Raw genomic sequence first — 22288 nt, forward strand, 5'->3', positions numbered from 1 at the left:
GTAAAAATGAAAAAACAGCTTACTACCTGGGAAAGCGCTTGTATCATCACCGGATACGGAATCGGCGGCGGTGTCATGGCTATGCCCTACCTGGCAGAAAAAAACGGAATCCCCATAAGCCTTCTGATATTGGCCGCAGCATTTGCGGCCAGCTATATCCTGCATATGATGATCGCAGAGATGGCGGTTAAAAGCGGGGATAATCCCCAGCTCATCCAGGTATTCTCCCGATATCTGTTTCAGGGACGGTTCCAGAAAGTGCTGACCATAGCTTTTTTTGTGATTATGGCCCTGGTACTGTTCACAAATCTGGCCGTCTACATATCCGGAGCCGCAGAAATTATCAATGCGGCGTTAGGAATTCCGATGCTGGCAGCCCGCCTGTGCTTCTACGCGGTGGCGGCTGTGGTGGTGTTATTCGGATTAAAGGCGGTAGGAGTCAGTGAGAAGGCCGCGGTGGTGGCGATCTTCGTGATGATCGGCATCCTGGCTGCCGCTTCCCTTCTGCAGCCGCAGCGTGGTTTGCCGATGGCACCTGGTTCCTGGAATCAGGGAATGGCATATTTCGGGATGGCCATGTTTGCCTTTTCCGCCTTCTTTTCCATACCACAGGCGGTGACCGGGCTGAACAGAGATACAAAGAAAATCAGAAAAGCCGTATTTCTGGGCCTGATGAATAATCTGGTGCTGATCATCGTAATTACCCTGTGTTCCCTGATTTCTTCAGGGGAAGTGACGGAGATGGCCATGATCGGCTGGAGTAAGGGCATCGGTGCCTGGGCCCAGGTGGTTGGATCGGTATTCATGGTTCTGGCCATGCTGACCACCTACTGGTCGATTTCCCTGGCTCTTGGAGATATCGTGCAGGAACAGATGAAGTGGGGACGGAAAGCCTGCTGGGTAGTGGCGACAGTTCCGTCATTACTGTTAACCTTTCTGCCCATCGCCGGTTTTATGGAATTCATGCGGCTGGCCGGCGGCCTGATCGCCATTCTGGTGGCGATCCTGGTGGTCCCGGCATACCGGAAGGCTTCCCGGGAAGAAGGGGAGTCCTTGCTGGGACGGTTCGGCACGACCGGGATGCAGATTTTGATTATGATCGCCTATATTCTCATGGCGGTCGGAAATGTGGTGAGTGTATGAATACGATTATGATGCAGCATTGCCTGTTTAAAGACGGCTATTTTCACACGATGGATTCGGAGACAGAATGCTACCGCTATATGGGAGTGACAGACGGCAGGATCAGCTATCTGGGAGACACCCGCCCGGGAGGATATTTTCATGAGTGCTCCCTGGAGGATAGACACGTGTTCCCGGCGCTGATAGACAGTCATCTGCATCTGCTGTATACGATGGTACTTCAGGCGAACAGCTGTGTGATCTGTGAGATCCGGGACGGCAGAGTCGTGCCGGATACGCTGGACGGCGTACGCCAAAAGATAGAGGAAGTGTGCAAAGCCCACCGGAACAAAGAGATCCTTGTGGCGAATCAATATATTGTCTCCGGGATACGGGAGGGAAGGATGCCAAACCGGCAGGAGTTAGATCAGTGGACGGACGGCAGGAAGATCGTAATCTATAATATCGACGGCCACAGCAGCAGTATGTCCACCGCTCTCATGAAAGAGCTGGGGATATATCAGGAAGGACATGACGGGACCCTTGCCGGAAAGGATCATGAATTTATCCAGGGAAAAGTGATGGAGACGATCGGTAAAGCGGTGACGCCGAAGGTATTGGCCAGGGGGGTGGCGAACTTTACAAACCTCTGTATCCAGTACGGAATCGGTACCGTATGTGCGCTGGATGGCAGCGGGGATGTGCCGGAGGATAAGCTGACCAGGATGCTGGCGAAGATCGCCTCCCATATGGAGATTGGCGTGAGGCTGTATCCCCAGTTTACCGATCTTGACCAGGCGCAGCAGTACCGCAGGTACCAGAGAACACCCCGGATCGGCGGCTGCGGCGTATGGGAAATGGACGGGTCCGTGGGTTCCCACAGCGCAGCGTTCTATTCTCCATACCGGGATACGGGAGCGCAGGGAGAGTGTTATTACACACAGGAGCAGGTCAGCGAAATGCTGCGAAAAGCCGATGAGGCCGGATACCAGGTCAGCAGCCACGCGATCGGGGAGGCGGCCATCGACCGGGTGTTGGATGGATATGCCGGTTTTCAGCCGCAGCGGATGCACCGTGTGGATCATTTTGAATTTCCCACACCGGAAGCTGTGCGTAGAATCTGCAGCAGCAAAAATCTGGCAGTGACCGTACAGCCCGGATTTTCCTGGATAGACCGGCACTATCTGAAGAGTTATGAACAATACCTGCCGGAGGCACTGATACAGCAGCAGGTACCGCTTCGCACGCTTGCGGAGCACGGGGTATGCGTATGCGGTTCCAGTGATTCTCCGGTGCAGGAGATTAATCCGTTTGATCAGATGCTTGGAATGATCGATTTTTATCTGCCGGAGGAATCCTTAACCATGTATCAGGCGCTGTGCACTTATACGAAGAATCCTGCGGTCATGCTGGGGGAAGAGAGGGACCTGGGGACGCTGGAGGTTGGGAAAAGGGCTAATTTTCTGGTCTCAGACCAGAATCTTCTGGAGCTTAACCGTCATACAATAGGAAATGTGCAGATCCGGCAGCTTTACCTGGACGGGAAAGCATGCAGAAGAAAAAAGGGATCAGTTGCGGAGTTCCTGGCTATGATGGCCGGACCGGGACATAAGATCTGACTTCTCCTTATGGATGGACGGGGAGGTCAGACGAACGGGAGAGATCGAACGAACAGGGAGGACAGCAAAATCCAGAAATAATCAGGATAATCTGACAAGTAGAAAGGCAGGAAAACCCAACAGAAAGGCAGGAAAACCCAACAGTAAGACAGGAGAACTCAACAGAAAGGCAGGGAATCGTATGGAATGCGCGGAGGAGTTAACGAATATAAACCAGAATGAGGGAACGGAGGATACGTCAGCTGTCCTGGTGAACGGATACCGGGTACGGCCGGGCATGTATCTGACGAACGGGGCGACCGTCACCCTGGGAGGTGTCTGTTTTACGATTCATTCCAGAGGAGCGGTCTATTGTGAGCTTGTTCTGTTTCATCCGGAGGAAGAGGAGCCCTATGCGGTAATCCCGTATCCGGAATGTTTTCGGATCGGGAATGTCTATTCCATGATCGTCTACGGCATCGACCCGGACCAGACGGAATACGCCTATCGTCTGGACGGACCGTATCAGCCGGAAAAGGGGCTGCTGTTCGACAAAACCAAGCTGATTTTAGACCCTTACGCCAGACTGGTGGCCGGCCAGCATATCTGGGGAAAGTGGGAGCCTTACGATAGGCGGAAGGCATTCCGCGGGAAAATCGTCCACAATTCTTTTGACTGGGGGGAAAATGACCAGCCCCACCTGGATTTTAAAGACTTGATCATCTATGAGCTCCATGTCCGCGGTTTTACGAAGCATCCGTCGGCAGCGGTAAAAAATCCCGGTACATTTGAAGGTATCCGGGAGAAGATCGGATATTTCAAAGAGCTGGGGATCAACGCGGTGGAGCTGATGCCGATCTTTGAGTTTGATGAATGCCGGGACGACCGTATGGTAAATGGAGAACGGCTGCTGGATTACTGGGGATATAACACCGTATGCTATTTTGCCCCCAACTCCAGCTATGCCTGTGCGGCGACCTATAACGGTGTGGACGATGAGCTTAAGACCCTGATCCGGGAGCTGCACGAGAATGGAATCGAAGTGATCCTGGACGTGGTGTTCAATCACACGGCGGAAGGCAATGAAAACGGCCCCTATATCTCGTTTAAGGGACTGGATAACAATATCTATTATCTTCTGACCCCCGAAGGATATTATTATAATTTCAGCGGCTGCGGCAATACCTTAAACTGCAATAACCCGATCGTGAACGACCTGATCATCCAATGCCTGCGCTACTGGGTGACGGCTTACCGGATCGACGGCTTCCGGTTCGACCTGGCCTCTATCCTGGGCAGAAATGAGGACGGTTCCCCCATGAGCAAACCGCCGCTACTGGAGCGGCTGGCCTATGATCCGATCCTGGGGAGCGTCAAGCTGATCGCGGAAGCGTGGGACGCGGGCGGACTATATCAGGTGGGCAGTTTCCCATCCTGGGGCCGCTGGTCGGAATGGAACGGAAAATACAGGGACGACCTGCGGCGGTTTCTGAAGGGCGACCCGGGACTTCGGGACGCGGTGGCCCAGCGGATCATCGGTTCCCCGGATCTGTATGATCCGGCCTACAGAGGAGATGACGCTTCTGTGAACTTCCTGACCTGCCACGATGGATTTACCCTGGCAGACCTGTATTCCTATAATCAAAAGCACAACGAGGCCAATGGCTGGGACAATACGGACGGGGATAACAACGGCAACAGCTGGAACTGCGGGACAGAGGGAGATACCGATGACAGCGCCGTGCTGGCGCTTCGAAGGAAGCTGATCAAAAACGCAGCCACGGTTTTGCTGTGCAGCATGGGAACGCCGATGCTTCTCTCCGGGGATGAATTTGGCAACAGCCAGCGGGGCAATAATAACGCCTACTGCCAGGACAATGAGATATCCTGGCTTGACTGGACAGATCTTGAGAAACACGCGGATATCTACCGGTATTTCACGAACATGATCGCTTTGCGCAAGGCGCACCCGATCCTCCGAGATCAGAGCAGGGCGGCTGCCTGCGGTTTCCCGCCGACCAGTTTTCACGGGACCTCGCCCTGGGATCTGGACCATTCCGAAGATGAGCGGGTGCTCGGTGTCCTGTTCGCCGGCAGGGATGAGCAGGACACGAAGGATGATATCCTGTATCTGGGAATGAATATGCACTGGGAAGCGCATGAAGTGATACTTCCGCAGCTGCCGGAGGGCCTTTCCTATCGGGTGATAGCGGATACATCCAAGGGGCCGGGGCAGGACTTTATGGAAGAACCTTCGTTAAGGCCGGTTGTGGAAAGGCAGTCCGTTAGGATTGAACCCAGAAGTATCCTGCTGCTGGAAGGCTTCTGAACGGCAGAAGAATAAACGGATCGATCAAACACATCATTTGCAGGAAGCTTATGAGTTTGGCAATAATATATATCAAAATGAATGAATTATAGTACAATTGGATGGACTTACTAATTGTTATAATAGAAGCATGTAAGGAAAGAATAAGCAGGAGGGAGAGAATATAAGATGAAACAGGTAATTGTAAAAGCTCCATGCAGGGCTTAACCGGGCAGTATTGCATGGAGCGATATAGGTAGTGTCCGGGCAGGCTTTGCATTCTTAATGAAACAGCTGTTAAAAAATTAAGGAGCAATAGCCATGAAAGGACAAAAATTTAATAAACATCAAACAGGATTAACCCACTTTATCCTGCTATGGATCAGTCAGGGTATCTCGGAGCTTGGTAGTGCTATGACCAGCTATGCGCTGGTACTATGGGCTTACCAGCAGAAAGGAACCGCCATGAGCACGGCGTCTATGGCGTTCTTTTCCTACCTGCCCTACGTGATGATCAGCTTCGCCGCGGGAACGCTGGCGGACAGATGGAAGAAGAAAAACATCATGCTGGTCTGTGACACCATAGCGGCCGCAGGAAGCGGCACGATTCTTCTGCTGCTGTGTACAAGCAGCTTACAGCTGTGGCACCTGTATCTGATCAATCTGCTGATCGGATGTATGAATGCGTTTCAGCAGCCGGCCTCCATGGTAGCGGTGACCCTGCTGACACCGAAAAAATACTATTCCAATGTGAGCGGAATGCAGGCGCTGTCCGCTTCGTGCGTCACAATCCTGCAGCCGGCTCTGGCGACGGCCGTGATGGCATTCGGCGGGCTGCGGGCGGTTCTGGCGGTAGATCTGATCTCATTTGCTGTGGCATTTCTCACACTGGCCTTCCTGATCCCCATACCTGAGATCCCAACAGAGATACCAGCTGCCCCAACAGAGATACCGAAGGCTCCAACTACAAAAAAAGCCAAGAAAGAAGGATTCTGGAAGGAAAGTATGGAGGGCATCCGCTATCTTAAAAAACGCCGCGGAATCTGGAAAATGATTCTGTTCTTCGCCCTGGTCAATCTGTTAGCCTCCATGGGAGGAAATGCGCTGATGCCGGCCTTAATCCTATCCAGAACGGCGAACAACACCAAGATTCTGGGGGCTGTATCGGCCTGTCTGGGATTTGGAACGCTGTGCGGCGGCCTTCTGGCCACCTTTGCGAAGCTGCCGGGCAGCCGGAGAAAAACGATCTTCTGGTCCTGCGGGCTCTCCTTCCTGGCGTGTGACGTGCTGTGGGCGGTCGGCAGAAATCAAACCATGTGGTCGCTGGCGGCCTTTTTAGGAAATTTTCCGCTTCCCTTATTAAACGCCGGCATGTCCAGCGTAATGCGGGAACAGATACCGGTTAAGATGCAGGGACGTATATTTTCCGCACAGGCGACATTCCAGTTTTTCACTATACCGGCGGGTTATCTGCTGGGTGGAATCCTGGCGGACTACGTATTCGAGCCATGGATGGCTTATTCATCCCCTATCCAATCACGAATAAGTCTTTTGGTAGGCAGCGGAAAAGGTTCCGGAATCGCTCTGATCTTCCTGCTCACAGGACTCACAGGATTCTGTATCAATATGGCGGCCCTGAAAGACCGGGATTACCTGGAGCTGGACCGGCAGCCGGAAGAGTCCTGAAGTATACCTGAAGTAAAAAGGAGGAGCATTCCTTATGATACGAAAGCACCTATATGTCATGGGCAGAGTACAGGGAGTCGGCTTCCGATTCTTCGCCCAGCGAAACGCCGCCGCCTTCCACCTGAGCGGTTATGTTCAAAATTTGGACAACGGCATGGTGGAACTGGAAATCCAGGGAGAACCGGAAGATGTCGAAAAATTCCTGCTGGCGGTCAGCCGTGGTACCACCTGGATTCAGCCGGAGCGAATCTGGCAGGAGGACATGCCGGTGGTGTCGGAGAGCGGGTTTTATAGAAAAGGCTGATGCAGACTGGGGAGGAGTTAAGCAACTGTAAAAAAATCTTCTCAGGGCTTGCAGGATCTCGCATTTAAGGTTATGATGGAAAATACAAAAAAGTCAGCAGTGACAAAAAAGATATGAGGGATAGAGCGGTGAACTACAGAGAACAATTAAAAGACAGACAGAGAATCGTAATCAAAATAGGGACTTCTTCCTTAACGCACCCCACGACCGGTAATCTGAATCTGATCAAACTGGAAAAACTGATCCGGGAGCTGGTGGATCTTCGCAATCAGGGAAAGGATATCATACTGGTCTCCTCCGGAGCGATCGCGGTGGGGAAGAAAGCGGCGGGCTTAAAGGAGCGGCCGGACCGGATCGCACAGAAGCAGGCCTGCGCGGCGATCGGCCAATGCCGGCTGATGATGACTTATCAGAAGCTGTTCGGTGAGTATAACCAGATCGCCGCCCAGATCCTGATGACAAAGAATACGATGCTGGAGGAAGCCACCCGGGTGAATGCCCATAATACGTTCCAGGAATTGCTGAATATGGGAGTGATACCGATTGTCAATGAAAATGACACGGTTTCCACTTATGAGATGCGTTTTGGAGATAATGACACGCTGTCCGCGATCGTGGCGGCTTTGGTGGAGGCGGACCTGCTGATCCTGCTGTCTGATATCGACGGGCTTTTTACCGACGATCCCCATAAGACCAGCAAGGCTACGTTTATCGATATGGTGGAGCATATGGATGAGCGGCTGATGCAGATGGGGAAGGCGTCTACCGGTACGAATGTAGGGACCGGCGGTATGGCCACCAAACTGACAGCGGCCAGGATCGCTACGGAGTCCGGGGCCGATCTGGTGATCGCTAACGGGAAGGATGTCCATGTGATACATAGAATAATGGAAGGAAAACAATTCGGCACGTTATTCGTAGCCCACAGAAAAGAGGAGTTTTCTCTTGCGGACTATGTGGAGGCCGGTTACTAGGTGACTATAATATGGATGAGGCAAAGATAGGCAGAATCAACGAGCTATACCGGAAGTCTAAGGCGGAAGGGCTTACACAAAAGGAATTAAAGGAGCAGGCGGCGCTTCGGCAGGAATACCTGGAGGCGGTCCGCGGGAACCTGCGGGGGCAGCTGAACAATATTTCGATCCAGGAAAAGGACGGCTCTATCACAGATCTGGGTGAGAAGTATGGCAGAAAAAAAGGTCATTAGACAAACCATATTAAAGAGCAGAGAGCAGATGCCGGCAGAGGACTGGCGCCGGTTCAGCGACCGTATCTGTGCATCGGTGACGGAACTGCAGGCGTACGGGCAGGCAAGGTGCCTGCTGCTGTACGTGAACTTCGGCAGAGAGGTGGATATGCGGCCCCTGTTCGAGGATGCGTGGAAGAGGGGAAAGTGCACCGCAGTGCCGAAGGTTCTGGGGGATGGACGTATGGAATTTTATGAGATACGGGATTTCCGGGAACTGCGGCCGGGCTTTAGAGGAATCCTGGAGCCGGTGGAAGGGACGATGGTTACTCCGGAGGAAGGAGTATTTATGATTATGCCGGGCGTGGCTTTTGATCAGGAGGGCGGCCGGATCGGTTATGGGAAGGGATTCTATGACCGGTATCTGGCGTCACATCCCAAACTTTTGAAGGCTGCGGTCAGTTTTGAGAGTCAGATTGTGCCGCGGGTGCCGGCGGGTCCTTATGACAGGAAGCCGGACTGGCTGATTACCGAAGCCAGGACGATACGGATAAAATAAAAAAATATGAATTTACTCAGAAATACGGAAATGTATTTACTCAGAAAAAGGAGGAGCCCAGATGAAATTAATGGAAATCGGACAAAGGGCCAGAACTGCGGAACCTGTTCTGCGTATCCTGTCGATCGATAAGAAGAACCGGATACTGGAGAAGGTAGCGGCGGCATTGACTGCGCAGCAGCAGAAGATTTTAGAGGCCAATGAACTGGATGTGGAAAATGCGAAAGCGGCTGGTATGAAAGCCGGGCTGGTAGACCGGCTTTTGCTTACGCAGGACAGGATCGCGGGAATGGCGGAAGGGCTTTTGCAGCTGGTGAAGCTGGAGGACCCCATAGGAGAAGTGATTTCCATGAAACCGCGGCCCAACGGGCTGCTGATCGGGCAGAAGCGGGTTCCGCTGGGGGTAATCGGTATTATCTACGAATCCAGGCCCAATGTGACCGCCGATGCGTTCGGTTTGTGCTTTAAGACAGGGAATGTGGTGATCTTAAGGGGTGGAAGCGACGCGATCCATTCCAATATGGCCATTGTTGCCTGCATTCGGGAGGCATTGGAGGACGGAGGGATTCCCGGGGATGCGATCCAGCTGATCGGGGATACCAGCAGGGAGACGGCCGCTGCCTTTATGAAATTGAATCAGTATGTGGATGTGCTGATCCCCAGAGGAGGCGCGGGGCTGATCAGGACTGTGGTGGAGCAGAGCACGATACCCGTGATCCAGACCGGAACAGGAAACTGCCATATCTACGTAGACGAATCGGCGGATCTTGAGATGGCGGTGAATATCGTTAACAATGCGAAAACCCAGAGAATCGGTGTCTGCAACGCGTGCGAATCCCTGGTGGTACATGAGGCTGTGGTGGATCAGTTCATGCCCGTATTAAAAAAGAAACTGGCTGAGAAGAATGTGGAAATACGCGCGGATGAGCGGGCGCGTCAGGCCGAGCCTGACTTAGCCTGTGCCACCGAGGAGGACTACGGGACAGAATATCTGGATTATATCATCAGTGTGAAGACCGTGTCCGGAATCGATGAGGCGATTGCCCACATCAATAAATATAATACGAAGCATTCTGAGGCAATTATCACCAAAGATTATCACAATGCCCAGAAATTTTTAAATGAGATCGACGCGGCGGCTGTCTATGTCAACGCGTCCACCCGGTTTACCGACGGCTTTGAGTTCGGTTACGGAGCGGAGATCGGGATCAGTACCCAGAAGCTGCACGCCAGAGGGCCGATGGGCTTACAGGCGCTGACCACTACGAAGTTTATTATTTATGGTGACGGGCAGATCCGCGAATAACCCCCTTTTTATCAAACCTAACTGTTAACATATGTTAATTTTTAATCATAAGTTGGAATCCTCCCACATATAATGTTTTGAAGGCCAAGCCTTACAAAACAAACGATATGTTCGGGAGGGTTCTTATTTGGTACAGTTGAATAAAACTTATACTTATGAAGAAATGATGGAACGGCTGAATGATCTGGCCGGGGACTACCGGTCTCTGATTCAGATCCAGGTGATCGGACATAGCCATGATGAACGGAAAATTCCGATGATCCGGCTTGGTAACGGAGAGAAGACGCTGATCTGCACAGCCGGGGTCCATGGCAGAGAGACGATTAACCCGGTTTTAATGATTAAGATGATCGAAGAGTACTGCGAAGCATACGAAAAACGGATAAAAATCGGTGAATATGATGTATTTGATCTGCTGAATGGCTATGAAATCAGCTTCATTCCATTGCTGAACCCGGATGGGTATGAGATCGCGCTGCATGGATTTGATCAGATCCGCAATCCGATTCTCAGGCAGGCGGCAAAGATGATGAATATTCCTCATGAGGATTGGAAATATAATGCCCGGGGAGTGGATATCAACCGGAACTTTCCATCCCGTTCCTATGTGCAGCAGCGTCCCAACGAGATGCCGCTCAGCGAGGCGGAAAGCCGGTTGCTGGTCACTGTATTTCAGACGGCTCCGTCAATAGGCTATCTGGATTTTCATTCCAGAGGGAAGATCATCTACTATTACCGGGGAGCGATGTCAGGGCTGTATAACCAGCGGCAGCGCCGGATCGCGAAACGGCTGTCGAATATATCCAAATATTCTATGGGCAAGAAGGAAGAGGAGATGCTGACCAATAATAGCGGCGGCAACACGGTTCATTATTATTCCGAATATATCGGCAAGCCTGCGATTACAGTGGAGACGGTGGAGGAGGAAGCGGGTTTCCCGCTGGACATCCGCTATCAGGAGGAAGCATGGGAGGAAATACATACCATACCGCTTGAAATTCTTCGGATTGAAAAATCAGAATCCAGAAGAAAGATGTTATATTAAAAAGGAATAGATGTTACCATTCACAGCCGTTAGAGAGGGGACTGGCATCTTTCGGCAGTAAAGTAAAACCTAACAGTAACTGCGTGGAGAAAGGGGCCTGTCCCCGGATGTTGACTGGAGTAGTTCGGCATCCGGGGGAACTGGCGCTTTTTTGCTTGTATAGGCCGGCATCCGGGGGAACTGGCGCTTTTTTGCTTGTATAGGCCGGCATCCGGGGACAGGCCCCTTTCTCCACGCAGTTACTGTTAGGTTTGACTTTACTGCCGAAAGGTGCCAGTCCCCTTTCAACGGCTGTGAACAGTAATTCTAAGAACCATTGTCTTAGATAAATTCGGTCTTAGTATATTGACAGAATGAAAAATAAATGAGATTCTGGAGAAGATCCTACAGTTTCCTGAAGTCGGAAAAGGATTCTCGAGAATTATGTTTTGCGGCAGTTAGAATCTGCTGGTTATTGAGAAAGGTGGTGGTTAGCAGACATGCATAATACCGGATTTTGTACTTGGCCTGAAGTGACAAAAAATCCAGGATTGATTGGCAGATAAATTTTGAGTAAAAATTGGGACGGAAAAAATTCGTATTTACTTTTATAGAAGGAGTTTAGCTATGCAAACTTACAAGTACATGTTAGGAAAAACACAGATTACCTATCTGGTAACGGACGAGGGAAGGACTTCTTTTGTTATGCTTCCGGCAGATGAGGCCGGCAGGCTGGCTGTTAACTGGGATTCTGAGCCGGCAGCGGCCGATGCGGCGAACGAATATAACAAAGAGTGGAAGCCGGGGTCGCTGGTGCATCTGCATCTTGGACATCACAAGCGGAGTCTGGGAAATGGTTCCACCATGAAATATTCAGAAAGTACCGACCAGCTCCGGTTTGAAAAACAGTGGGAAGAAACGCAGGACTCGCAGACCAGGATCATTACGGTTCTGGCCTCGCCGGAGCGTTATAAAGTGATACATACGCTGACCTGGACGCATGGTCAGACGGCCATTTTCTGTGAAACGGAATTTGTGAATGAGAGCGGCAGGAATATGGTGCTTGAGATGCTCAGCAGTTTTTGCTTGGAGAATTTAAGCCCTTGTCAGAAGGACTCAGACCAGACGGATAAACTGGCTCTTCACAGATTCCGCGGCGGCTGGGCACTGGAGGGAATGCATACGGCGCAGAACATCGAAGAACTGGGCCTTCAGAAAGCCTGGTGCTCTCCGTTCCCGAAAAGTGAGAAGTTCGGCTCGATCGGAAGCTGGACCACCCAGACCTATTTTCCAACGGCAGCGGTGGAGGACCGGGAACAGCAGTTATACTGGGCCGCGGCTCTGGAATATAACGCTTCCTGGCAGATGGAACTTTCCAGGGATGGAGATACGCTGTCTTTCAGCGGCGGCATCGCAGATGAGGAAAAGGGCGCCTGGTCGAAGAACGTGGGGCCCGGGGAACATTTCTGCGCACCCAGGGCATATGTGGCAGTTGTGAAGGGAGATATCTATGAGGCCTGCCAGAGCCTGACCAGGCTTGAGAACATCGCCGCGGACGCCTATGGTGAGAAGGGACTGCCGGTGATTTTCAATGAGTACTGCGCCTCCTGGGGCAATCCCACCCAGGAAAAAGTACTCCAGTTTGCCCAAACCATAAAGGGGAAAGGCATTCGGTATCTGGTCATAGACGCAGGCTGGAGCAAAGACAGTCAGGAACAGCTGGGCAATGGGGAGTGGCTGGTAGACACCAAACGGTTTCCCGATATGAAAGAGATGAACCGGAAGCTTCGGGAGGACGGATTTGTTCCCGGAATCTGGCTGGAATTCGAAGTGACAACCATGGGCTCCCGGGTGTACGAAAAAGAGTACGACTCCATGCATCTGAAGAGAAACGGCGTGGTGATCCATAACGGTCCCTATCGGACCTACTGGGATTTTACGAATCCAAAAGTGACAGACTATCTGCATGCGCACGTCATCGGTCTGCTGAAGGAATATGATTTCGGCTATCTGAAGGTGGACTATAACGGGAACATAGGCATGGGCTGTGACTGCGGCGAGAGCCTGGGAGAGGGCTTACGCAGACAGATGCAGGGGGTGCGTGATTTCTTTCTGCGCATGAAAAAGGAGATTCCGGAACTCATCATCGAAAACTGCGCATCCGGCGGAAACCGGACGGAGCCGTCCATGCTGGCCGTCACGGCCATGACCTCCTTCTCAGACGCCCATGAAGCCAGGGAAATCCCTTACATTGCCGCGAATCTGCAGAACCTGGTATTGCCCAGGCAGAATCAGATCTGGGCCGTTCTTCGAAAAGATCACACAAAGGAGCGGCTGGAGTACGGCGTGGCCGCGGGATTTTTAGGAAGGCTTTGTCTCTCTGGAGACGTCGAACAGTTGTCAGAGGATCAGTGGCAGACCATATCCGACGGGATCAGATTCTATCAGGGACTGGAACATATCCTGAAAAACGGTGTTTCCAGGATTTTCGGAAAACGCAGCGCGTATATCCGGCATCCAAAGGGGACCCAGGCGGTGGTGAGAGCAAATGACAGGGAAATACTGATTATCTGCCACGGTTTTGAGGATACGAATGAGGAGTTCAGTATTCCGATAGAAAAAGGATTTGAAGCAGCCGGCAGATATGGAAGAGATATTTTCCGTGTGGAGGAGACACAGGTAATCGTGAAAAAGATGGAGGAATGGACGGCGGGAGCGGTCTGCCTTATAAAAAAAGGATAAGGAAAATGGGGATTACAGCAACATATCTATCGGACTCCCAGGTGACTTTGTACACTTTGGTGAATGAGAATAAAATGGAATTGACGGTCTGTGATTTGGGCGCAGTCCTGTACAGGCTGGTGGTGCCGGACCGCAATGGAGAAATGCGGGATGTAGTGCTGGGCTATCAGGACCTGAACAGTTACCGGAACAATGATCCCGGACTGGGGGCGGTGATCGGGAGAAATGCAAACCGGATCAGCCATGCCTCCTTTACCCAAAACGGCCGTACATTCCATCTGGATCAAAATGAGGGCGGTAACAACCTGCACAGCGGGTTTGACCGGTATTTTGAACGGATGTGGGAGGCGGCGGCAGGAGGAACGGAAGCGGAGCCGTCTGTTTCTTTTAGGCTGCACAGTCCGGATGGTGACCAGGGTTTCCCGGGCCGGGCTGATATTCAGGTCACTTATACACTGACAGAAGAAAATGAAGTAAAGATCTCTTATCATGCGGTATCCGATCAGGACACCATATTCAATATGACGAATCACAGTTATTTTAACCTGGGTGGGCACGGCTCGGGGACAGTGGAAGATCATCTGCTGTGGATCGACGCGGATGCCTATACACCTGCGGATCAGGCCTGTATCCCTACCGGTGAGATCTGCCCTGTGGAGGGAACGGCGATGGATTTCAGGATTCCTAAGCGAATCGGACAGGAGATCTGCTCTGATGAGCAGGAATTGCGGTGGGGAGGAGGCTATAACCAGAATTTCGTGCTGAATGAGCCGGGCAGCGGGAAGCCGTTTGCCTTATTGGCCTGCCAGGAGAGCGGTATTTCCATGGAAATGGTTACCGACCTGCCGGGGGTTCAGGTATATACGGGAAATTATCTGGACGGGGAGATCGGGAAAGGCGGCTGCCGGTATGAGAAATGGGCCGGTGTCTGCTTCGAGACGCAGTACTTCCCGGACACGCCCAATAAGCCCGTATTTCCTGCCAGTTTCGTAAAAGCGGGTGAGATATATGAGACGGCCACTCTCTATAAATTTTACATACATGAATAAGTGTATAAATACAAGTTACCTGTGTTATGTGTTTCTTAGTAAATTTGCCTTAATTTCAGGTCCTTTTTCAGAAATAACAATAAATAACAACAAAACCTAAAATACTCCAATTCCTTTCCTGTTTTTTCTATAATGGACATAGTATTTCATGAAATGACTCTGAAATACAAATAAAACAGATATGAAATAGCGGGAAAGGAGGATTTTTATGAAGGATGCGGATTCCAAAGGTCTTAGAAAACATGGAAGAGAAATGTGCCGACGCTTGCTCAGACGCACCTTTACTGTATTAGTAGCCTGTGCCATGATAAGCAGTACGATGTTAACAAATTTGCAGGTTGCCTATGCGGGAGAAAATGTGAATAAGACGGAAGGAGGAGACATAGACGGGCCAGAGCAAATGCCGCAGGAATCCCAGGACGGTGTCCAAAACGTATCAGACGATATGGCTTCCACGGACGCGCAGGTAACGGCGCAGCCAGGAGACGAACCTCAGGCGGCCGGAACACCAGATCCGGCGAACGGGCCGGAAGCGACGGAATCACCAGCCCCGGGAAACGGACCGGAAGCTACGGAATCACCGGCTCCGGCGGATAACCCGGAAGCTGCGGAATCACCGGTTCCCGGGAGCGTACCGGAAGCGCCGGTTCCTACAGATACACCAGAGCCGACGGATACCCCGGCACCAGATGGAACGGCACCAAATGCGGATAACACAGATGCGGACACACATTTGACCATTACAGAATTTAGTAATTGGAATCCGGATACTATTTGCGAAGTAAAATTTAAAACACGGATATCGGATCTTGGTTTACCCGAAACACTGGATGCTTTGGTAACCTCCGCGCCGCAAGATGCGGATACGGAACAGACCGGGAATGATACCACAGAACCGAACACGATAAAAATTCCGGTTCAGTGGAACGGTGATCATTATGACGGCACAGTACTGGGAGACTATGTCTTTCAGGCGAGCCCGGCAGAGGGTTATCTTGCGGAACAGAACCTGACGCTTAAGGAAGGTTTACTTTTCCCCGCTGCGACGGTGCGGGTAGTGAGCGCGGGACCGGTCGTTCTGGAATCGGACCTGGGCGTAACGGTAACGGCGGATAACGAGGAGATCGTCGATCCCGATACCAGCTTAAACGTGGAAAAGAGCCAGGTGGCGGATGAGGTCCTGCAGGAACTGGCCGAAAAAGAAGAAAATATCAGCTATGACAATATGGCCTATCAGAACCTGGATATTTCCCTTGAGATAGACGGGGAACAGGTTCAGCCCGAAGGTCAGGTGGAGGTATCCATGGAGATCCCCGAAGGTATGGCGGAGGAAAATTTTGCCGTATATCACCTGGCGGATGATGGAACACTGACCAAAATGGAAGGCCGGGTCGAGGATGGCAAATATATTTTCCAGACCACCCATTTTTCCGAGTATCTGGGGGTATCTACGCTGAATGTTTCAGGCCCGGTTACGACCTATAGCGAACTGACCGCAGCGATCTCCGCTGCAAATTCCGGGGATACCATCACGATTCAGGGAGAAATCCCCCTTTCTTCAAATCTGAGCATCAGTAAGAATCTGACGCTGACCGGCGGAACGATCTACAGAAGCTCGAGCGGCGGGAAGATCACTATTTACGGAGACGTGATTCTGGATGGGATTACGATTGACGGGAAGGGGATATCTTCTTCATTAAAACTGATTCAAGTGTTTCCGGGCGGAAAATTAGTCATTGATCAGGGGACAGTTATTCAGAACCAGATGTCCACCGAAAGCGGCTGCTCAGCTCTATATATCGGAGATGATACGGACGCGGGGAATGCTGCGTGTGTTATGGTGAACGGAAGTATTGTGAATAATACATGCGGAGCCCAGGGCGCCGGTATTCTCATTAAAAAAAATGCAACTTTCCACATGCAGGGCGGAGTTATCTCAGGAAACCGTACAACTAACGAAAGCAACAATTATTCGGGAGCCGGTGTTTATAATCTTGGTAGCTTATATCTGGAAGGCGGGCGCGTCAGTGATAATCATGCGGCTGGATGGGGTGGTGGAATTTATAATACCTCACTCGCGAAAACCTTTGTTATGACCGGCGGCATCATCGAAAGTTCCAATACCGCTACAAAGGGGAGCGGAGTATTCCACAGTGCACAGAACGAGGCCAGTGCGGAATTCCATATTTCAGGAAACGCACAGGTAAACGCAGAGATTTATCTTGATTATAATAGCGGCACTGCGGATAAGTTTGCCTATCTGGATGGCCCTTTGAATTATACGATTACGATCAAGCCGTTAAATTATGCGGAAGGCAAAGTAATCGCCAAAGTTTCGGATACGATTAAGGATGAGGCCGCAGTTAACAATATTCTCAACCAGTCGATCAAGAAAATTACGGTACCGGTAGTGGGATCGGGTTCGACTGCTTCTGTGTGGTATACATACCTGGACACGGCTGATCATTCCATTAAAATTACCCAAAATAAACCGGATTACAAAAAAGATCAGGTGTATGTGGATGGCCAGAACGGAAGCGACAGCACGGGAGACGGAACGAAAGATAACCCGGTACAAAGCTTTGACAAAGCCAAAGATTATCTGGATCATAACGGAACCATTATCGTGAAGGATCCGATCATCGTAGACAACGATCAGACGTGGGAATTACCGTCAGATGTCTATGGCGACGATTCAAAAGTGGTCATTGATACGGGCAGCGGGGAACCGGTGGTGGTTGTGAAACCCGGCGGAACCCTGAATCTGGGTGATATCGTGATCCAGAATCCCGAAGGCGATACGGTTATCGTAGTGGAAGGCGGAACGCTTAACACCAGCCCGGATACGACCCTGACCGGAAAAGACGGAACCGGAGTAGTGGAACATGTGCTGGATGTAACGGCGAAACTGTCCAATATTACTCATAACGGCCCGCGCTATGTTAACTCCGGGGAAGCTTACAGTACGACATTGACGCCGGAAGCAGGCTATGGACTGCCGGATACGATTACGGTATTGATGGGAACTGTGCTGCAAGAGGGAACCGGATACACCTATGATAAGACGAGCGGTGTGGTATCGATCACTTCCGTTACGGATTCTGTCTCGATTACCGCGTCCGGAAAACCGATACCGGTACAGCTGACAGCAACTGCAAACAACATAACGGGTAAAGTCCAAAAAGCCATCACTCCGGTAGAGCTTCAGGTGACGGGAGGAAGCGGAAACGCGGAACTCAGTATCTCAGAAGGTACGCTGCCGGCGGGACTCGCACTGGAGAATAACCAGATCGCCGGTACGCCCACAGAAACCCAAACGGGTACTGTGACGGTACAGGCCGCAGACGCCAACGGAACGACTGCCGCGGTTCAGATCAACGTGGATATTCAGCCAAACCATGGAGAGATCACCGGTAGGATAGCGGATGTGAATGGCCTGCCGCTGAATGGAGTCCAGGTAACATTAAAGGATGGCAGCGATCAAACGATCGCCAGCACTGTAACAAATGCTGCCGGAGATTACAAAATGTCCAATCTGCCTGACGGAAGCTATACACTTACCGCACAAAAAGACACGGTTAGTAAAAACAGCTCCATTGATATCAGCAATGACGGGGCAAATGTAACGGGCGACCGCAATTTTAAACTGCCGGTGGGCGGCGCGGACTTAACCGGAACGGTTACGGATGTGAACAAGCAGCCGGTAGAAGGAGCGGAAGTTGTAATCAAGGACAGCCAGGGAAACGAGCTGGGCCGGGATACGACAGACAGCAACGGGGATTACACGATTCCCAATGTACCGGACGGAAATCATGATATCACCATTGTGAAGGATGGAAAGACCGAGACCGGAAAGGTCGAGATCAAGGACAACGGCAAGGATGTAAGCGGAACCGGAGATGTGCAGCTGCCGGTAGGCGGAGCTGATTTAACCGGAACGATCACAGATGTGAACAAGCAGCCGGTGAAAGATGCCCAGGTTGTGGTAAAAGATGAAACCGGAAAAGAGATAGGCCGTGATACGACAGACAGCAACGGCGAGTATACAATCCCCAATGTGCCGGATGGAAAATACGATGTGACCATTGAAGCAGATGGAAAGACCGAGACCGGAAAGATAGAGATTACCAATAACGGTCATAATGTGAGCGGAACCGATGATGTACAGATGCCGACAGGCGGTGCGGAGTTAAGCGGTACGGTAACAGATGTGAACGGTAATCCGGTTGAGGGCGCGGAAGTGGTAGTAAAAGATCACACCGGTAACGAACTGGGGCGCGATACAACAGACGTCAACGGGGACTATACGATCCCCAATGTACCGGATGGAACCCATGATATCACGATCGAAAAAGATGGAAAGTCTGAAAGCAGCCAGGTGGAAATCAGCGATAACGGACACTCAGTAACCGGTGGTGGTGACGGCCAGATTCAGGTGGGCGGAGCCGACGTAACCGGAACGATTACGGATGTGAACAAGCAGCCGGTAGAAGGAGCGGAAGTTGTAATAAAGGACAGCCAGGGAAACGAGCTGGGCCGGGATACGACAGACAGCAACGGGGATTACGCGATTCCCAATGTACCGGACGGAAATCATGATATCACCATCGAGAAGGATGGAAAGACCGAGACCGGAAAGGTCGAGGTCAAGGACAACGGCAAGGATGTAAGCGGAACCGGAGATGTGCAGCTGCCGGTAGGCGGAGCTGATTTAACCGGAACGATCACAGATGTGAACAAGCAGCCGGTGAAAGATGCCCAGGTTGTGGTAAAAGATGAAACCGGAAAAGAGATAGGCCGTGATACGACAGACAGCAACGGCGAGTATACAATCCCCAATGTACCGGACGGAAAATACGATGTGACCATTGAAGCAGATGGAAAGACCGAGACCGGAAAGATAGAGATTACCAATAACGGTCATAATGTGAGCGGAACCGATGATGTACAGATGCCGACAGGCGGTGCGGAGTTAAGCGGTACGGTAACAGATGTGAACGGTAATCCGGTTGAGGGTGCGGAAGTGGTAGTAAAAGATCACACCGGTAACGAACTGGGGCGCGATACAACGGACGTCAACGGGGACTATACGATCCCCAATGTACCGGATGGAACCCATGATATCACGATCGAAAAAGATGGAAAGTCTGAAAGCAGCCAGGTGGAAATCAGCGATAACGGACACTCAGTAACCGGTGGTGGTGACGGCCAGATTCAGGTGGGCGGAGCCGACGTAACCGGAACGATCACGGATGTGAACAAGCAGCCGGTAGAAGGAGCGGAAGTTGTAATCAAGGACAGCCAGGGAAACGAGCTGGGCCGGGACACGACAGACAGCAACGGGGACTATACGATCCCCAATGTACCGGACGGAAATCATGATATCACCATCGAGAAGGATGGAAAAACCGAGACCGGAAAGGTCGAGATCAAGGACAACGGCAAGGATGTAAGCGAGACCGACGACGTGCAGCTGCCGGTGGGCGGAGCTGATTTAAACGGAAATATCACGGATGTGAACGGTAAGCCGGTGGAAGGCGCCGAGGTCGTGGTAAAAGATGAAACCGGAAAAGAATTAGGCCGTGATACGACAGACAGCAGCGGAGATTATACGATTCCCAATGTTCCCGATGGAACACATGATGTGACCATCGAAAAAGACGGAAAAACCGAAACTGGTAAAGTAGAGATCACCGGCAACGGCCAGAATGTAACCGGAACCGACGATGTGCAGCTGCCGGTAGGTGGAGCGGATGTTGAAGGTAAAGTCACAGATGTAAACGGCAAACCGGTCGAGGGAGCCGAAGTAGTGATCAAGGATCAGGGCGGAAAAGAATTGGGGAAAGATACGACAGATGCCAACGGCGATTATCAGATTCCCAATGTGCCTGATGGCAGTCACAGCATTACCATCGAAAAAGACGGTAAGACCGAGAACGGTTCGGTGGATATCACCGAAGGAGGCCAGAAGGTAGAAGGAGACAAGAACGCCCAGATACAGGCAGGCGGAGCCAGTGTGGAAGGAACCATAACCGACAAGGACGGGAACCCGATCAGTGATGCGGAGGTAACCGTAAAAGATGAAAATGGCAAGGAGCTGGGCAAAGATATAACAGACCAGAACGGCCATTACGAGATAACCAATATCCCGGACGGGGAGCATTCTCTGACGGTGGATAAGGATGGAAAAGCCAATACTTCCGAACTGAAAGTAGAAGGCGAGAAAGTAACTGAAGTAAATGGACAAAAGGGTGAGAAGCCTGACATCAGCACAAACCTTGGCGCTGAGATAAGCGGTACCCTGACGAATGATCAGAAGGATCCCGTCAGCGGCGCGCAGATCACGGCGAAGGACGACAAAGGGACGACTCTGGATACGGACGTGACCGATGAAAATGGCCGGTACCATATAGAGAATCTGCCGGACGGGACCATCACGGTCACTATCACACACCCCAAATATCCGGAACACAGCATCCAGGTAACCGTAAACGGCGGAAAGACAGACCTGAGCGGCGGTCTGCATATCCAAAAGGATACCCAGGTGAAAGCTGCGGAAGATGCTATCCGCGCTCTGATCGATCCCAACACCAGCAGTGAGGCCCAGATCAGCTCTGCCAAGAGCCAGATCGCGCAGGCCAAAGAACTGTACGATGCGCTGGGCGGCAAACAAAGCCAGGTAGAAGATAAGCTGATTCGGAAACTGGATCAGTTAATCCGCAAGGCTGTCTCCTTAGAGGTAAGTTTAGATATAAAGACAGCGGGAACCCAGGTCGCACTTCAGGAGAACCCGGAAGATCTGATCGGATTAGTAGTCAGCTCCGAGGAACTCAATAACAGCAAATCCATCCGATTAGTCATCACAGTAACCGCTATAGCGGCGGATGCAGCGGAAAAACAGCAGATCCAGCAGGCGGCGGGCGGCAGAACAGTAGGCTCCTATTTCGACATTAGTCTGATAAAAAATATTACCTGGCAGGATGGAAGCCAGGAAAGCTTACTGGTCAGCAATGTTCCAAGAGAGATCGTATTTACCATTACGATTCCGGAAGGGATGCGGGGCGGCAGGGATTATGCCGTGGTCCGCTATCACGACGGAGTTGCGGAGGTATTGCAGACAACCCAGATCGGAGATACACTAAGATTTAGTTCCGACAGGTATTCCACGTATGCGATTATCTACACCCCGATCGAAAAGCATGATGTGCCGGATACCAAACACAACAACGATTCCCAGAGCAGCGGTTCTGACAGTCAGATTTCCGCCGCACAGACAGGGGATCAGAATCCGATGGGCCTGATGATGATGCTTAGTTTGGCAGGTCTGTTCGGTATAGCTGCAATATTTACTAGAAAAAAGATAGTCAATCGCAAATAGTATCTTAATCAAAAGGGGACATGTCC

13 protein-coding genes are annotated in these 22288 nt (G+C 51.4%); all 13 read left to right on the forward strand.

Translation table 11 applies throughout. The features are described from left to right. The first annotated feature begins 6 nt into the window (after window positions 1-6). Window positions 7-1143 carry an aromatic amino acid transport family protein gene (locus tag ABC831_RS17045; RefSeq protein WP_343249296.1) on the forward strand — a complete coding sequence of 379 codons (1137 nt, stop codon included), beginning with the start codon at window positions 7-9 and terminating at the stop codon, window positions 1141-1143. Beyond that, entirely contained in the window at window positions 1140-2741 is a 1602-nt protein-coding gene (locus ABC831_RS17050) for an amidohydrolase (protein ID WP_343249297.1), read from the forward strand. The genes ABC831_RS17045 and ABC831_RS17050 overlap by 4 nt, the downstream gene beginning before the upstream one ends. A gap of 13 nt (window positions 2742-2754) precedes the next feature. Then, a complete protein-coding gene (glgX, locus tag ABC831_RS17055) occupies window positions 2755-5049 on the forward strand; it encodes a glycogen debranching protein GlgX (RefSeq protein WP_343249298.1) in 2295 nt (764 codons plus the stop codon). A 300-nt stretch (window positions 5050-5349) separates the two neighbouring features. Next, window positions 5350-6714, forward strand: coding sequence for an MFS transporter (locus ABC831_RS17060; protein WP_343249299.1), 1365 nt, complete (start codon window positions 5350-5352; stop codon window positions 6712-6714). A gap of 34 nt (window positions 6715-6748) precedes the next feature. Continuing rightward, the gene (locus ABC831_RS17065) at window positions 6749-7018 is read left to right on the forward strand and encodes an acylphosphatase (protein WP_343249300.1); all 270 of its coding nucleotides are present in this window, start codon (window positions 6749-6751) and stop codon (window positions 7016-7018) included. Window positions 7019-7131: 113 nt separating this feature from the next. Continuing rightward, complete coding sequence (proB, locus tag ABC831_RS17070) at window positions 7132-7992, forward strand: glutamate 5-kinase (protein ID WP_343249301.1); 861 nt, start codon at window positions 7132-7134, stop codon at window positions 7990-7992. Window positions 7993-8003: 11 nt separating this feature from the next. Continuing rightward, a complete protein-coding gene (locus ABC831_RS17075; RefSeq protein ID WP_343249302.1) occupies window positions 8004-8225 on the forward strand; it encodes a DUF896 domain-containing protein in 222 nt (73 codons plus the stop codon). Continuing rightward, complete coding sequence (locus ABC831_RS17080) at window positions 8203-8763, forward strand: 5-formyltetrahydrofolate cyclo-ligase (RefSeq protein WP_343249303.1); 561 nt, start codon at window positions 8203-8205, stop codon at window positions 8761-8763. Before ABC831_RS17075 ends, ABC831_RS17080 begins: the two co-directional genes overlap by 23 nt. Before the next feature lie 61 nt (window positions 8764-8824). Further along, a complete protein-coding gene (locus ABC831_RS17085; protein WP_343249304.1) occupies window positions 8825-10069 on the forward strand; it encodes a glutamate-5-semialdehyde dehydrogenase in 1245 nt (414 codons plus the stop codon). 127 nt (window positions 10070-10196) lie between these two features. Then, on the forward strand, window positions 10197-11114 hold the full coding sequence (locus ABC831_RS17090) for a M14 family zinc carboxypeptidase (RefSeq protein ID WP_343249305.1): 918 nt from the start codon (window positions 10197-10199) through the stop codon (window positions 11112-11114). Between the two features lie 606 nt (window positions 11115-11720). Beyond that, window positions 11721-13835 carry a glycoside hydrolase family 36 protein gene (locus ABC831_RS17095; protein ID WP_343249306.1) on the forward strand — a complete coding sequence of 705 codons (2115 nt, stop codon included), beginning with the start codon at window positions 11721-11723 and terminating at the stop codon, window positions 13833-13835. Window positions 13836-13840: 5 nt separating this feature from the next. Further along, a complete protein-coding gene (locus ABC831_RS17100; protein WP_343249307.1) occupies window positions 13841-14884 on the forward strand; it encodes an aldose epimerase family protein in 1044 nt (347 codons plus the stop codon). A 208-nt stretch (window positions 14885-15092) separates the two neighbouring features. Next, entirely contained in the window at window positions 15093-22262 is a 7170-nt protein-coding gene (locus ABC831_RS17105) for a carboxypeptidase regulatory-like domain-containing protein (RefSeq protein ID WP_343249308.1), read from the forward strand. Window positions 22263-22288 lie beyond the last annotated feature (26 nt).

It is taken from the genome of Diplocloster hominis (genome assembly GCF_032380655.1).
Taxonomy (GTDB): domain Bacteria; phylum Bacillota; class Clostridia; order Lachnospirales; family Lachnospiraceae; genus Diplocloster; species Diplocloster hominis.